This is a genomic window from Blautia sp. AM29-29 (assembly GCF_003480555.1).
Classification (GTDB): Bacteria; Bacillota; Clostridia; order Lachnospirales; family Lachnospiraceae; genus Fusicatenibacter; species Fusicatenibacter saccharivorans.
The window spans coordinates 35,168-49,015 of sequence record NZ_QUJD01000021.1 but is presented as its reverse complement, the minus strand read 5'-3'; the positions used below and the strand labels follow the sequence as shown (position 1 = coordinate 49,015).

At 49.8% G+C, this 13,848-nt stretch carries 13 protein-coding genes and 1 pseudogene; 2 read left to right on the top strand and 12 right to left on the bottom strand.

What is annotated here, in order from left to right; genetic code table 11:
• Window positions 1–2 precede the first annotated feature (2 nt).
• The 6 genes and pseudogenes from DW769_RS14035 to DW769_RS14010 form a co-directional block, all read right to left on the bottom strand.
• On the bottom strand, window positions 3–1,484 hold the full coding sequence (locus DW769_RS14035) for a polysaccharide biosynthesis tyrosine autokinase (RefSeq protein ID WP_117509390.1): 1,482 nt from the start codon (window positions 1,482–1,484) through the stop codon (window positions 3–5).
• A gap of 15 nt (window positions 1,485–1,499) precedes the next feature.
• Complete coding sequence (locus DW769_RS14030; RefSeq protein ID WP_055266465.1) at window positions 1,500–2,903, bottom strand: polysaccharide biosynthesis tyrosine autokinase; 1,404 nt, start codon at window positions 2,901–2,903, stop codon at window positions 1,500–1,502.
• Window positions 2,904–2,914: 11 nt separating this feature from the next.
• Window positions 2,915–3,790, bottom strand: coding sequence for a hypothetical protein (locus tag DW769_RS14025; protein WP_055266467.1), 876 nt, complete (start codon window positions 3,788–3,790; stop codon window positions 2,915–2,917).
• A 45-nt stretch (window positions 3,791–3,835) separates the two neighbouring features.
• The gene (locus DW769_RS14020) at window positions 3,836–4,624 is read right to left on the bottom strand and encodes a tyrosine-protein phosphatase (protein ID WP_118750519.1); all 789 of its coding nucleotides are present in this window, start codon (window positions 4,622–4,624) and stop codon (window positions 3,836–3,838) included.
• Window positions 4,621–5,700 (bottom strand): annotated as a pseudogene (locus tag DW769_RS14015) (UDP-N-acetylglucosamine 4,6-dehydratase family protein); the annotation flags it as partial. The pseudogene DW769_RS14015 and the gene DW769_RS14020, both read right to left, overlap by 4 nt.
• Before the next feature lie 62 nt (window positions 5,701–5,762).
• On the bottom strand, window positions 5,763–6,215 hold the full coding sequence (locus DW769_RS14010; protein WP_022461015.1) for a hypothetical protein: 453 nt from the start codon (window positions 6,213–6,215) through the stop codon (window positions 5,763–5,765).
• A 428-nt stretch (window positions 6,216–6,643) separates the two neighbouring features.
• On the opposite strand from DW769_RS14010, the gene DW769_RS14005 reads away from it, so the two are divergent.
• On the top strand, window positions 6,644–7,051 hold the full coding sequence (locus DW769_RS14005; protein ID WP_158554971.1) for a LytTR family DNA-binding domain-containing protein: 408 nt from the start codon (window positions 6,644–6,646) through the stop codon (window positions 7,049–7,051).
• 103 nt (window positions 7,052–7,154) lie between these two features.
• Here DW769_RS14005 and DW769_RS14000 read toward each other — a convergent pair whose 3' ends face one another.
• The 4 genes from DW769_RS14000 to DW769_RS13985 all read right to left on the bottom strand — a co-directional run bounded on the left by DW769_RS14000 (window position 7,155) and on the right by DW769_RS13985 (window position 10,300).
• Entirely contained in the window at window positions 7,155–7,817 is a 663-nt protein-coding gene (locus tag DW769_RS14000) for a YkgJ family cysteine cluster protein (protein ID WP_117509393.1), read from the bottom strand.
• A 156-nt stretch (window positions 7,818–7,973) separates the two neighbouring features.
• Entirely contained in the window at window positions 7,974–8,660 is a 687-nt protein-coding gene (tsaA, locus tag DW769_RS13995; protein WP_117509440.1) for a tRNA (N6-threonylcarbamoyladenosine(37)-N6)-methyltransferase TrmO, read from the bottom strand.
• Window positions 8,661–8,838: 178 nt separating this feature from the next.
• Window positions 8,839–9,258 carry a hypothetical protein gene (locus tag DW769_RS13990; RefSeq protein WP_117509394.1) on the bottom strand — a complete coding sequence of 140 codons (420 nt, stop codon included), beginning with the start codon at window positions 9,256–9,258 and terminating at the stop codon, window positions 8,839–8,841.
• A 307-nt stretch (window positions 9,259–9,565) separates the two neighbouring features.
• Window positions 9,566–10,300, bottom strand: a complete 735-nt coding sequence (locus tag DW769_RS13985; RefSeq protein ID WP_319638341.1) for a DedA family protein — start codon at window positions 10,298–10,300, stop codon at window positions 9,566–9,568.
• Between the two features lie 574 nt (window positions 10,301–10,874).
• Here DW769_RS13985 and DW769_RS13975 point away from each other — a divergent pair.
• Window positions 10,875–12,335: a DUF1846 domain-containing protein gene (locus DW769_RS13975; protein ID WP_118750538.1), complete on the top strand. Its 1,461-nt coding sequence runs from the start codon at window positions 10,875–10,877 to the stop codon at window positions 12,333–12,335.
• A gap of 85 nt (window positions 12,336–12,420) precedes the next feature.
• On the opposite strand, the gene DW769_RS13970 is transcribed toward DW769_RS13975, so the two are convergent.
• Together DW769_RS13970 and udp are read right to left on the bottom strand one after the other, a co-directional pair.
• Window positions 12,421–12,852, bottom strand: coding sequence for a cytidine deaminase (locus DW769_RS13970; RefSeq protein WP_118750518.1), 432 nt, complete (start codon window positions 12,850–12,852; stop codon window positions 12,421–12,423).
• A gap of 41 nt (window positions 12,853–12,893) precedes the next feature.
• The gene (gene udp, locus DW769_RS13965) at window positions 12,894–13,670 is read right to left on the bottom strand and encodes a uridine phosphorylase (RefSeq protein WP_055220432.1); all 777 of its coding nucleotides are present in this window, start codon (window positions 13,668–13,670) and stop codon (window positions 12,894–12,896) included.
• Window positions 13,671–13,848 lie beyond the last annotated feature (178 nt).

Genomic DNA, 13,848 nt, shown 5'->3' with positions numbered 1-13,848 from the left:
CCCTATTCTTTCACCGACTGGTTACTTTTCCGGCCTTCTTTTTCTTTTCCATAGCCGTACTTTCCGTAACCATAACCATATTTTCCGTAGCCATAACCGCCATAGGTGCTGTATCCGTAGCCTGTCGCACCCTCCGGCACGCCGTTCAGTACATAGCCGCAGACCGGAATTTGCGAATCCTCGAAGAATTCCAGTGCCCGCTGTACTTCACGGTCCTTGGTAGTTCCCTGGTGTACGACAAGAACTGCAGAATCTGCGATTCCGCCCAAAAGGGATGCATCCGACAGTACTCCGCACGGCGGCGTATCAATAATCAGAAGATCCGCATCCTCTTTCAATTCTTCGATCAGCGTTTTCATCCGCGCGGAACGCAGCAGGCCGGCCGGATTTTGTGTACTTCCGACACCCGGCAGAATTTTCAGCGACAGATCCCGATAATCGGTAAGTGCCTCATCCAGGCTGATCTGTCCTTTCAGCACTCCTATGATTCCACGTCCCTTCCGCTCGGAAAGTCCGATACACTTCAATACCGACGGATTTCGCAGATCTCCGTCCAGCAGCACTACGCGGTACTTCTTCTTTGCGAATGCTTCTGCGAGATTCACGGCAACGGTTGTCTTTCCCTCTCCCGGCACAGAGCTTGTCACAAGCAAAACAGGACAGTCGGCTTTTCCAAGCCCGTCCTCTGTTCTTGTCCGGATGAGCTGCATTGCTTCTTTGAAGGAATCCGGCACTTTGGGGTTACAGATCGTGATGGTCTGTTCTTTTACGTTGCTTCGTTTCTTGATTTTCGCCTCCGGCAGATTTCCAAGGAACGCTGCGTTCGTCAGCTTTTTCACGTCATCTGCCTGGCGAATTGTTTTTCTTGTTCTCACATAGATGAAGACCAAAAGCAGTGCAACGGCAAGTCCCGCCGCTGCTCCGATCATTCCGGCATGTACCGCATCCTGGCTGTTGATCGGGGATACCGGTACGCCGCTGTCGTCTACCACCGTCAGCGTTGTCGCACCGATTATGTACTCTGCTACCTCCGGATAATTGGTAATGACGGACTGAAGTACGCGATATGCCGTATCCGGTGAAGAATCTTTTACGCGAATTGTGAACAGGTTGGTGTTTTCCATCACGCTCGCCTCAATTTGGGATGTCACTGCTCCCACCTGAAGATCCCGTGCTACAACATCCTTTAATACACCGCTTGTTACGATATAAGGAAAGGTTTTTCCAAGCTGCTGCGCCGTCACATTGTCATAATAGGAATAGCCGACCGCGCGGTTTGATCCGACCACAAATGAGGTGTATGCCTCATACATGGGCTGATACCGCAGCTTTGCCGTCAGAAAGGAGCCGCCTCCCATGAGGATCACAAGAATCAGCACGCCCAAAAAGAATTTTCGGAATGCCTGGAAATATTCTGCCAGAAAGGCGATCAGATCGATTTTCTCCGGTTCCGCCGAATAGGTTTCATACGTTTCTCTGCTCATGCTCTTTGCTCCCTCTTATCGTTCTGCCCTGCTGTAGGTGCCGTATCCATATCCATAACCGTAGCTGTTGCCGATCCGCTCACCGAATCCCGGGTAAACATTTCCAAATACACAGCCGATCACTTTTTCCTCTTTCTGGTTCAATGCATCAATCGCATCGTTGATATCCCTCGTCAGTACGCCGTCCTGCCGCACGGAAAGAACTGCCGCATCGGCATACTCTGCAAGCTCTTCTGCATCCGCCGTCATTCCCATCGGCGGCGTATCCAGAATAATGTAGTCCATATTGGTCCGGCATGTCTCCAGAATCCGGTGGAAAATCTCACCGCCGATTGCAAGCGACGGCTCTTCCAGACGATTACGGCAGATTCCGGTATATACGTTGGTATCCTTGTGTTTCTCAAAAACGCCGGATGCCGACTCTTTTCCGAGGACAACCTTTCCGAAATCCTTTCCGTCTTTTTCCGGAATCTCAAAGATTTTATGTAACGCCGGCTGTCGGAAATCGCAGTCCAAAAGCAGTACACGGTTCTGCTCTTCTGCAAGGGCAAGCGCCAGATTTGCCGCAAGGGTCGATTTTCCTTCATTTTCCGCCACACTGGTCACCAGCAGCACTTTTCCGCCTTTTCGGTCCAGACGCCCCCGCACACGCGATGCAATACGCTTTAAGGATTCCACATACAGAAAGCTCCGCGCCGGATTGGTAATCAGCATGGAGCTGTTTTTCTTCTTCTTTTCGTGATACACAACGCCCAGCAGGTCCGCATCGATTTTGCGGGTGAATTCTGCCTCATTTTTGACGGTATCCCGCAGAAAGGAAAAGAGTCCGATGAGTGCCGCCATAGCAAGGGCTGCCGCAAGAAATGCGGTCGCGGCATACTTTTTGGTCGGAATCTGGTTCGATGGCACACCGGAAACCTGCGGCTGCTGCAGTGTCTCCAACACTACATTCGGAATAATATAGTCGGAAATGCTCGTATAATTGTTCAGTACCGACTTTAAGATCCGAAATGCCATTTCCGGCGAATCTGCGGTCACAGACAGCTCCATCAGATTGGATTCCGGCACAATGGAAGCATTCATTTTTGCCGGAAACGAGGACAGGCTGAGCTCCTCCATCACTTTTTTCTTCAAAATCGTATTTTCCAGAATTGCTTCAAATTTCTGTGCCATCTCATATGTGGCCGACAGGCTCGATGCCGCATTGGCATCCACCCCGCGTCCCATAACGGCAAATGTGGTTTTTACCGTATACCGGTCTTTGTGTACGGTCGCCATCACAGTATAGGTTATCATTGCCGCCGAACAGGCAATCAGAAGGATGACCCACCAGTTTTTTGCAATGTCGCACAGGATACTTCGGAGATCCCAGTCTGTTTTGCTGCTCTGCCCGTTTCCTGTTCTGTCGTATTCTCCCATCTGGATCCCCCCTATTCGTTTACACAGACGATCAGGCGGACGGAGCTTGTCTGCCCATCCTCCGCTGTCGCAGTGTATGTCACTTCATAAACACCCGCACTGCCGGTATCGACCGGATTGTCAATGGAAAACTGATTTTCTCCCAGAAGCTCTTCTTCATACGAAGCTGCATGAAGCGCACCGTCTTCTCTCTTTTCATACAGCATCTGATCCACACTCACGCTTTCCAGATATGCCTGCGGATCAAATGGCTGCTGCAGATCCAGATGAATCAGGTAATCGCTCAGGGTAATCTGCGGCCTTCCGTTCTCCTCTGCCGGATCGTAGAGTTCTACTGTCACCGGAAGACTTGTCACATCTCCGGCGCGGTTTGCAACCGAATATGTCACGTGGTACAGTCCCGGTGTACTGCTGATCTCATCCTCGTAAGAAATCCGGATGCGGTCGGTAATCGTTCCGTCCAGGCAGTCCTCCGCGGAAAGTCCCTCTGTCAGATCATCTGCATTCAGGCTGAACCGCAGCGGGCGATCCAGGGAAAAGACCGGTGAGGTGTAATCGTTATACACCAGTTCCCGCTCCGCATGCGTAACGTGATTATCGGAATCAAAGGCGACGATACTGATTTTCCGCCGCCCTTTTTCCACAAAATTCGAAATATGTTCCACAGCAAGAGAACTCGTCACATCGCCGTCTTTTTTATCGTAAGCAGTTACTCCGGCCAGAAGTTCTGACTCCTCTGCATGGATGCTGGCAGAAATCTCACTGTTGTCCATCGTAATTTCCGGCCCTTTTCCGTCTTTTCCCGTCTGCTGCCGCACCAGACACCCGCCAAAGGCAAGTGTGGAAGCCAGAAACAGAATGAGAACTGCCGCTCTCGTTTTGTGCATATCAAAGATGCTCCTTTCGTTTCTGTAACGCCATTCTTCCTGTTTTTAGAGGAACCAGCGTCTTTTCCGTTTTCGTTCCGGGGACGGTTCATAGAAAATCTGACGGTCCTCCAGGATTCTTCTCGGATTCACTTTCACTAAAAGCTGTGCATACGCTTCTCCATACCGCTCCTCCAGAAACTGCCGGACTGGCCGCATGTCCGTGGTCCGGTAATCGGCTCCGTGGGCATCGCTTGCCACACAGCCCGCAAGGCGGTTTTCCAGTAGAAACCTTGCTGTCCGCTCAGCCTCTTCTCCAAATCTTCCAAACACGCTTCCTTTGTTGATCTGCAAAACCGCGCCCATTTCCCGGAATTCGTATAGAAGCTCCGGTGTATCCTGCACGCAGAAATACCGCTCCGGATGCGCCAGCACCGGGATTTTTCCCATCGCCGGAAATTCCAGCAGCCGCTTTCTGATTCCGTACGGCGCCATATCAAACGGCACCTCGATCAGATAATAGCGGCTCTCATGGAGCGGTATCAGCTTTCTCTCTCTGATTTTTTTCTCCAGCGGTCCGATGCTCATGATTTCCATGCCGCGCACCAGGCTGATGGGAATGTGTTCTCTGTTGATTTCCCTCTCCAGACGGTAAAATTGCTCTTCTAACTGTTCCGATTCGTAGTTGACGTATCCGTCCTCCACGCCTTCGATTCCCGTCTGGTTTGCATGCGGCGTCACCGCGAGGATACGCACCCCGCTTTGTGCCGCCATTTCTGCCATTTCAAGGGAGGTGGACAAATTCGGGGATCCGTCGTCCACTCCCGGCAGAATATGTACATGAAGGTCCGTCATCCCTGTTTTTCTCCTTCGTACTGGTATTCCGGTACCATTTTCTTTACCAGATAACAGATGTCCGGACATTCGTTTTCCGCTTCCTTCGCGAGTTCCTTTATCTGCTCCCGGAATACCTTCTCGTCAAATGCAATCTGTCTGCCGATAAAAATCCGGCTGTTTTCTGTGGTCTGCATGCCCTCTTCATTCATCAGAAGTTCCTCATACAGCTTTTCGCCGGGTCGCAGGCCAATGTATTTGATCTTGATTTCTTTTTCCGGCTCATATCCGGAAAGGCGGATCATATTTTTGGCCAGGTCTGCGATTCTGACCGGATCTCCCATATTCAGGACAAAGATCTGACCGTTTTTCGCATAGGCGCCTGCCTCAAGTACAAGGCTGACTGCCTCCGGAATCGTCATAAAATATCGAATGATATCCGGATGCGTAACCGTCACCGGACCGCCGTGTTCGATCTGACGGCGGAACAGCGGAATGACACTTCCGTTGCTTCCCAGTACATTTCCAAAGCGCACTGCCGCAAACTCTGTCGTGCTGTGTCTTCCGATCAGCTGAATCACCATCTCACAGAGCCGCTTGCTCGCTCCCATGATGTTGGTCGGGTTGACTGCCTTGTCTGTTGATATCAGGATAAACTTCTTTACCTGATAATGGCTTGCTGTGCGCGCCGTTTTTAAGGTTCCAATAACATTGTTTTTAATCGCTTCATTCGGGCTGTCCTCCATCAGCGGCACATGCTTGTGGGCTGCTGCGTGAAAGACGATGTCCGGCCAGTACTTCGAAAAAATTGATTCCAGCCTCCGCTCATCCCGCACAGAACCAATCAGTACTGTCAAATTGAGATCTGGGAACTCCCATTCCAGAGATTTCTGAATCTGGTACGCATTGTTTTCGTAGATGTCAAAAATGATCAGATGCCCGACGTCGTGTCCGGCCAGCTGGCGGCAGATCTCACTTCCGATCGAACCGCCTCCGCCTGTTACCAGGATTGTTTTTCCCTTCACATAGCCCAGGATTGCATCGAGATCCACCCGGATGGGATCTCTTGGCAACAAATCCTCAATTTTTATTTTCTTTCTGATCTTTTTTTCTTCCTTCATAGCTCCCACTCTCATTCTGTTGCGTTTTTCTCCCGTATTCAGTTATCCTGTTCCTGCAGACAATCTTCCAGTAAATACAGCATTTCAAGTGCTGAACGAAAACCTGCTTTCTGTTTTCCGCAGATCAGAAATCCCTGCAGACTACAGTGCTGTCGGAACTGAATCTGAATACTGACCATACGCTCGGTTCCGGCTGGAAGCGTTGTATCCTGATTGTTCTTCATTTCATCTGTAAATTCCCACTCTTCTTTTTCCCCTTCTGAAAGGCTCCGCATACAGCTTCCTGCATCCGGCATGCCGAGCAGGTCATAAATGCGGTTCATCCGAAGCAGCATTTCTCCGTATCCCTCAAACGGAATGTCATAATGAAGCAGCGGCAGCCGGATCACTCCTTTGGAATGGCTTCCCTTCACTTCCTGAAAGCATAAAAATAATGCTGCATCTGCTGTTGTATGTACTTTTTCTCTGATTGTTTCTACTTCTCTGTTCATATTTCTCTCCATATGATATTTATTCTTTTATGGTAATGTTATATGTAATAATTATTTTTGGAATATTATACCAAATCAATCTCGCATCGTCAATCTTCTCTGCCTCCTTTTCTTTCGATTTTCTTTTGATTTTCCTGTTTTTTTCTTCTGCTTTTTCTGTCTATCGTTCCTTTTTTTACTTTTTTCGCCCCTTTCTGCCATACGGTGTCACTTTCTGTCGAACGATTTTAACAGAAGTCCGTCAATTCGGCTTGAATGAGATTCTGTCACTGTGTTAAACTACACTTTGTATTTTTATGATGTTTGCTGTAATGCTCTCCTCCTGCTTTTATTTTGTACCCTATCATGTTTCTTTGCGCTGGACAACCGCTTCGACTTGAACGGCTGCACTTCGACGCAAACGGTATACTTTCCCGGAGGTGTTTTTCTTGTATTCCAAATTAATATTCCCACTCGATCCGAACGATTCTGTTCTGCTCGAAATTCCAGTCATTATCTCACAGGGTGTTTCCCAAAAATACCGGCTGGCGCTCGACGACCTGATTTACGTTGAAGCCTGCCAGCACCGACTGATTCTCCACACCATTCAGGGAGATTTTACAACCCGCTGCACATTTGCCGACCTGACGGTCTGCCTTACACCAAGTGATCGTTTTTTCCACGGCGGAAAAGGTCTGCTGATCAACTTTGCCCACGTTTCCCTTGTACAGGTAACTGGCGAAGTTCTGCTGAAAAATGGGCAGATCATTTTCTGCAGCCGCCGGCGGAGGCGTGAGACCCGGGAAGCCTTCCTGGTCTACGCCGGAGCAGGAAAGTTTTCCTACGAAACGATATAAAAAAACAGGAGGGCTGCCGCACGAAGAAAAATTTCCACAAAATATAGATTTTGTAGTGTTTTCGCTTCGTGCGACAGCCTCTCCTGTTAATATATGTTTTTGCTTAATGCTTGTCTGCTGCAAGCTCCATTCGAGCTGCAAACTGTGTATAAAAATCTGTATTTCCGTCATACGGAAGCAGATAAAACAGCTTCAGAATGTTCATGCTGATCTGCTGCCGGAATGCATCGTCCTCGCTTTCGCGCGCCGCATTCTGTTTTTCCTTCAGATAATAATGCCATTTTGTCGTAAAGGCTTCGTATTTCCCAAGCTCCGGCGTATCGAGCCAGCGGCGGACCTTGACCTTTGTCTTGTTCTCCTTCGGACATTCGTTCACCTGAAGGAAATAAGAAAATGTTCCATCCTCATACAGCCGACCCAGCGGAAACATCCGACAGAAGCCCGGGCGTGCATCGTGGATGCTGCAGCGGCCTTCTTCATTTAAAAAGCTGCACCGGTCTGACTGCTCTGTCATCTTCAGATGTGGCAGAATAACACCGTCCACGACACGAAGCGCCACGTTCCCAGCCAGCAAAATCTCTTCCATCGTCTTTCCCAGCTTTTTCTCCAGGCGGTAGACATCCATCGGGTCGAGTACAATCGAATCTCCCATCCCATGACAGCAGGCGGAGCATCCGCGGCAGTCGTCGCAGCCCACTTTTACAAGATCATTAGCTCCGTATCGTTTTCCATCTGAAATTTTATCTATCTCTACATTTCGTTCCATTTTTTCTTCCTATCTTTTCTCTTAATCCTTGCTTTTGGTCTCTTCTCTCGATCTTTGCTTTTAATCCTTGCTTTTGATCTTTGCTTTTGATCTTCGCTTTTGATCTTTGCTTTCGATCCTTGCTTTCGGTCTTTTCTCCCGATCTTTATTTCTTCCTCACATTTCTACTCCCACAACATGCAGTACCTCGTCCTTTACCTGGAATTTGATTTCCATTCCCGCAAAGGAAAGTCCGTAGACGCGTTCTTCGCTGTTCTGATACGATGGACGCGGATCCTGCTCCAGCACTTTTTTCAGCGCCGCACGGTGGTCTGCCGGAACCTTTTCCAGCAGCTCGTCCGGAATCTCAACCGGAATAAAGTATTCTTTCGTCTTTTCCGTAAAGCTGCCAAGTGCCTCCACGTGACTGTCTACATGCGGCAGATACGGTTTGATATCCAGAATCGGTGTGCCGTCCATCAGATCTGCTCCCGTAAGGTGCAATACCGGACCAAGCGACGGATGCTGCTCCACATATTCCAGCTTTACCGAAGAAAGACCGATCGGATTCGGACGGAACGGCGAACGCGTAGCAAATACGCCGACACGCTTATTTCCGCCAAGCCGCGGCGGCCGCACCATCGGAGACCAGGTATCCCGCACGGCTTCCGAAAACTCCCAGATCAACCAGAGATGGGAATATTCTTCCAGCCCCCTCAGTGCATTTGCATCGCGGAACTCCGGTTCAAAAACGATCGTACTCTTTAGTTCTTCGATCAGTCCGCTCTGCCTCGGAATCCCGAATTTTTCCGGGAAATCCGTGTGGATTCGGGCGATCACCTTCATTGCAATTTCTTCTGCCACGTTTCTTACTCCTTTTCTTTCCTGCATCTTCTCTTCTATTTCGCATGGCTCTGAATCATTACCATATGTTTTATCTTAACATTTTGTTTTTGAAAAGTCCACCATGCGCATTCCCCTTCGCCGACTCCCCTGCGGATACTACACGTTACGGGTCACGCAGAGCCTGCCAGACGGTGACTTATACTCCAAGCTCCCGCATGCTTTTCAGCAGCTCCTCGATCTGTTCTGCTGTTTCCTTTACTTTCTCTTCCATCCCGATCAGTTCCCTGCGGTACATCTGTTTTTTCTCCGTCACATCCAGCGCATGTACCGTCTGGACCAGAAATGTTTCTGCCTTTGACTGAAGCTCTTCCGGCAGATGTGTCTCTTTCAGACGGTTTCGAAAGCTTTCCAGATCCTTTCCTGCCGCTCTTAAATACTGATTCATATGAAGCCCCGTGTGGCGCATCCTTGCACGCCCCTCGCTTCGCACCCTGGCATACGTTTTCTGGCTTTTTGCTGCATACAGTGTCATCTGTACATACATCAGGCTGGTCAGTGCCTTTTCTCCTGTCATTGCAGTTTCGTACAATTCTTTTTTTACTCTTTGGCTGCTCATACATTCCTCTCTCTCCGCCACGCTTCTTTCGCTGGCAACGGATGGCAGTTCATGTTTGGTATTCAGGAGTCGAAGGATAAAAAAAGACTCCTATCATGACATCTGCCACAATAAAAGTCTTGCGTTCTCATTTGATACGGATGTTTCTCAACATCGGCTGACGGTTTCAAACCCGCACGGGATGTTTTTATTTCAGATCCCGCGGCGTTTCGCTACTCCCTTTTATTTGTTGAGATGAATCTTAGCACACTTATTGCTAAATTGCAAGCATATTTTTTGCATATCATGCATGATTTCATGCATCCTATTATTTTTGACGGTGTTTCTTCCTATATAAATGGAATGCCGGAAAGCATACGGTTCCCACCATTAAAATAAGGAAAACCACATCCGCATATAGCTTCACATATTCTGCCGCCTGCTCCCATGCAGCGCCGACCGCTGCACCGATGCCAACCAGAAGAAGATTCCAGACCGTACTCCCGACTATGGTATATAGCAGAAATCCCGGCATCTTCATCCCCGCCATGCCGGCCGGAACCGAGATGAGACTTCGGATGATCGGAATGCATCGGCCGAGCAGCACAGCCCGCTGCCCCTTTTTCTGAAACCAGGCAATGGTCTTCCAGGCATCCTCTGCCCGAAACCCCAGAAGCTTCATCGGCCGGCTCTCGAGCAGCTCGGCAAGCCCTTCCGGGCTGACGAGGGTTCCGGCTCCGTACAGCACCAGCGCGCCAAGCAGTGAGCCCGCCGTAGATGCCAGCACAACCCCCGCCGGGTGCAGCCGAGTACACGTTGTCAGAAAACCGCCAAAGGTCAGAATCACCTCGGAGGGAATCGGTGGAAATACATTTTCCACCGCAATCAGAATCAGAATACCAAGATAGCCAAAACGGTTGACCATATCCAGAATCACGCTCTGCAAATTTTTCTCTTCCTTTTCATTTCCGGCATAGAAACCTCTTCCCCGCAGCTGCCAGATAGCCGGTTTTCCGGTCTTATCGGTTTTCCTGCCGGAAATGCTCTTTTTCTTCTCCTGCATTTTATGCGCCTTTTCCACGGTGCATGAATCCTTTTTGACTACTTCTTTACAATTCCGTCAGATTTTCTTCCTTTTGTTTTCATGTTCTCTTCAGAAAAGCTTTATCCCGTGTACACATTCTGGTCACAATTTTCCCGTATACTAATCTTATCAACAACAAAGGAAGTAAAAAACAACCTCCATTGTTTCTCTATAAATAAACCGGAGACGGCAAAGCATTTCTGGAAGCACGTCTCCAACGCCAACCTTTCTAATAGATAGATTTCTTTTTCATACCGCCGGGGCTTCAACCAAGTCCCGGCCTCTCTCCTTTTGGGGAGATTTTTTTTGTAACGATTCAGATCCATGCGAAATTCCGGAAAAATCGCGAATCATGCTTGCGCGAAGGAGTGCTTTTTCTGAATCGCTTCTATTCCTGCCGCATTTTTTTCTTGCACGTGACTTTTCTCTATAGTAAAATAAAATCAGTTGTTTGTAACTCTTCAGAACCCAATGGGGAAAACTTTGCATCATCCCTGCAGGAATGATCCGTTTCTTTCAAACAAATACCATGGAAAAAAGGGAGAAAAATACCATGAAAATTGGATTTGACAATGAAAAATACCTGAAAATGCAGTCCGAGCACATCCGCGACCGCATCAACCAGTTTGACAACAAGCTGTATCTGGAATTCGGTGGAAAGCTGTTCGACGATTTCCACGCATCCCGCGTTCTTCCGGGCTTTGCACCGGACGCAAAACTGCGCATGCTGATGCAGCTTTCCGATCAGGCCGAGATTGTTATGGCAATTTCCGCATCCGATATTGAGAAAAACAAAATCCGCGGTGACCTCGGCATCACCTACGACAGTGATGTACTCCGTCTGATCGACGAGTTCCGCGGACGCGGCCTCTACGTCGGAAGCGTAGTAATTACCCAGTATTCCGGCCAGCACAGCGCAGATGCCTTTAAAAAGAGACTGCAAAAGCTCGGCATCCCGGTTTACATTCACTACACAATTCCGGGCTACCCGCACAATGTACCGCTGATCGTAAGCGATGAGGGATATGGAAAGAACGAATACATCGAAACGACACGCCCGCTCGTTGTCGTTACCGCACCGGGACCGGGAAGCGGAAAGATGGCAACCTGTCTTTCCCAGCTTTACCACGAGCACAAACGCGGTGTAAACGCCGGCTATGCCAAATATGAAACCTTCCCGATCTGGAATCTGCCGCTGAAGCACCCGGTCAACCTGGCCTATGAGGCTGCTACCGCCGATCTGAACGATGTCAACATGATCGACCCGTTCCACCTCGAGGCATACGGCGTGACAACCGTCAACTACAACCGTGATGTCGAGATTTTCCCGGTTCTGCGTGCGATCTTCCAGCAGATCTTCGGCGAGAGCCCGTACAAATCCCCGACTGACATGGGCGTCAACATGGCCGGAAACTGTATTATCGATGATGAGGCATGCCGCGAGGCTTCCCGTCAGGAGATCATCCGCCGCTACTACACTGCTGTGGACGGTATCGCAGACGGCTCCCGCTCCGAGACTGAGGCTTACAAAATCGAGCTTCTGATGAAACAGGAAAACATCGTTGCCGCAGACCGTACCACCGTTTCCCCGGCTCTTGTTCGTGCCGAGGCGACCGGCGCACCGGCCGCTGCCATGGAACTTCCGGACGGACGCGTCATCACCGGAAAGACCGGCGATCTGCTCGGATCGAGCGCGGCGCTTCTGCTGAATGCATTAAAAGAGCTCTCCGGCATCGACCATGACGTACATGTTCTCTCACCGGAATCCATCGCTCCGATCCAGACCCTGAAAACCAAATACCTCGGAAGCAAGAACCCGCGTCTTCATACCGACGAGGTTCTGATTGCGCTGTCTGCTACTGCTGCACAGAGCGAGGATGCACAGAAAGCACTCTCCTGCCTGCCGCAGTTAAAGGGCTGCCAGGTGCACTCCAGCGTTATGCTCTCCGATGTGGACCGCAAAATGTTCCAGCGTCTGGGATGCGATCTGACCTGTGAGCCGAAATTTCAGTAAATAATTTTTATATCTTGGACATAAAAATCCAGGGCATACGGTACTTTCCGTACCTGCCCTGGATTTTTTCTTTTCCGGCTTCTGTTTATAAATTTTCTTTTCCGAATCCCATTGGCAGCAGTTCCTCGAGTGTCATTTCTTTCCAGGAACCGTCGCCCTTGCAGAGGAGAACGAGAAATTCGTTCGGATCGACAAATTCCCGCAGGACCTGGCGGCAGACACCGCACGGTGTGCAGAAATCCCCCGGCTCTGCCTCTCCCGGGCCGCCGCAGACGGCGATCGCGTCAAATTCCGTTATGCCCTCGGATACGGCTTTGAAGACCGCGGTGCGCTCCGCGCAGTTTGTCGGTGTATACGCCGCATTTTCAATGTTGCATCCGGTATAAATCGCTCCATTCTTTGCCAGAACCGCCGCGCCTACGCGGAACTTCGAATACGGCACATACGCAAATTTCCGCGCTGCCAGAGCCTGTTTTACCAGCTCCTGTTTTATTTCTGTACTGATTTCCTGTTTCATATCCAGCCTCCCCTTTCCAGTATCCCCTTATTTTTTCTTTCTTATTTCTGATCTTCCCGGATCAGAATCCGCAGTGCCTCGATGGCTACCTGAATCGCACCTTCCGTATCGTGCGTAATGTGGTTCTCCATGCCGCGTTTCACTCTCTCCTGATTTCCCATCACAAGAAAATCCGATCCGGCACGGACGCCGCGGGCACTTGCCACGATAAAAAGTGCCGCCGATTCCATCTCTGACGCTTTGCATCCAAGCTTCATCCATGCATCCCATTTTTTCAGCAGCTCATCGCCGACCGGCATCTGCTCCGGGTCGTGCTGGCCGTAGAAGGAATCCTTGCACTGTACCACGCCCGCATGCCATTTTTTCCCAAGATTCTTTGCCGCCTGCACCAGCGCATTCGTCACGGTAAGGTCTGCGACTGCCGGGAACTCGATCGGTGCGTATTCCTTTGACGTTCCCTCCGCACGGATCGCTCCCGTTGCCACCACGATATCGCCGCCCTCTACATCGAGTGCCATACCGCCGCATGTTCCGACGCGGATAAACGTATCGGCGCCGCACTGGATCAGCTCTTCCATCGCGATGGAAGCCGACGGACCGCCAATGCCGGTAGATGTAACGGAAACCTTTACACCGTCCAAAGTACCCGTATAAGTCACAAATTCCCGGCTGTCTGCAACGAGCACCGGATTCTCAAAGTAAGCTGCAATTTTTTTACACCGTTTGGGATCTCCCGGCAGAATCACGTACCGTCCCACATCGCCTTTTCGGATCTGCAGATGATACTGCAGCCCTTCTTCTCCTGAATAATTCTGCATATGCAAAAACCTCCTTTGTATTTTCGTATTCTCATAGTTCTATTTTACCACAGGCCGCACCGCAAATACAAGGCTTGACACCATTTCACCGCCCCTTTCATTACGGATATAATCACGTTCCGCAGTTGCCTTTTCCCATTCGGGATGCTACAATAGGCACAGAAACCAGAGTTCTTAC

What these genes read in the sequence shown, in the direction of transcription:
- DW769_RS14035 (WP_117509390.1), bottom strand. Translation starts at nt 1,484, where the DNA reads ATGAGCAGAGAAACGTATGAAACCTATTCGGCGGAACCGGAGAAAATC.
- DW769_RS14030 (WP_055266465.1), bottom strand. Translation starts at nt 2,903, where the DNA reads ATGGGAGAATACGACAGAACAGGAAACGGGCAGAGCAGCAAAACAGAC.
- DW769_RS14025 (WP_055266467.1), bottom strand. Translation starts at nt 3,790, where the DNA reads ATGCACAAAACGAGAGCGGCAGTTCTCATTCTGTTTCTGGCTTCCACA.
- DW769_RS14020 (WP_118750519.1), bottom strand. Translation starts at nt 4,624, where the DNA reads ATGACGGACCTTCATGTACATATTCTGCCGGGAGTGGACGACGGATCC.
- DW769_RS14010 (WP_022461015.1), bottom strand. Translation starts at nt 6,215, where the DNA reads ATGAACAGAGAAGTAGAAACAATCAGAGAAAAAGTACATACAACAGCA.
- DW769_RS14000 (WP_117509393.1), bottom strand. Translation starts at nt 7,817, where the DNA reads ATGGAACGAAATGTAGAGATAGATAAAATTTCAGATGGAAAACGATAC.
- DW769_RS13990 (WP_117509394.1), bottom strand. Translation starts at nt 9,258, where the DNA reads ATGAGCAGCCAAAGAGTAAAAAAAGAATTGTACGAAACTGCAATGACA.
- DW769_RS13985 (WP_319638341.1), bottom strand. Translation starts at nt 10,300, where the DNA reads ATGCAGGAGAAGAAAAAGAGCATTTCCGGCAGGAAAACCGATAAGACC.
- DW769_RS13975 (WP_118750538.1), top strand. Translation starts at nt 10,875, where the DNA reads ATGAAAATTGGATTTGACAATGAAAAATACCTGAAAATGCAGTCCGAG.
- DW769_RS13970 (WP_118750518.1), bottom strand. Translation starts at nt 12,852, where the DNA reads ATGAAACAGGAAATCAGTACAGAAATAAAACAGGAGCTGGTAAAACAG.
- udp (WP_055220432.1), bottom strand. Translation starts at nt 13,670, where the DNA reads ATGCAGAATTATTCAGGAGAAGAAGGGCTGCAGTATCATCTGCAGATC.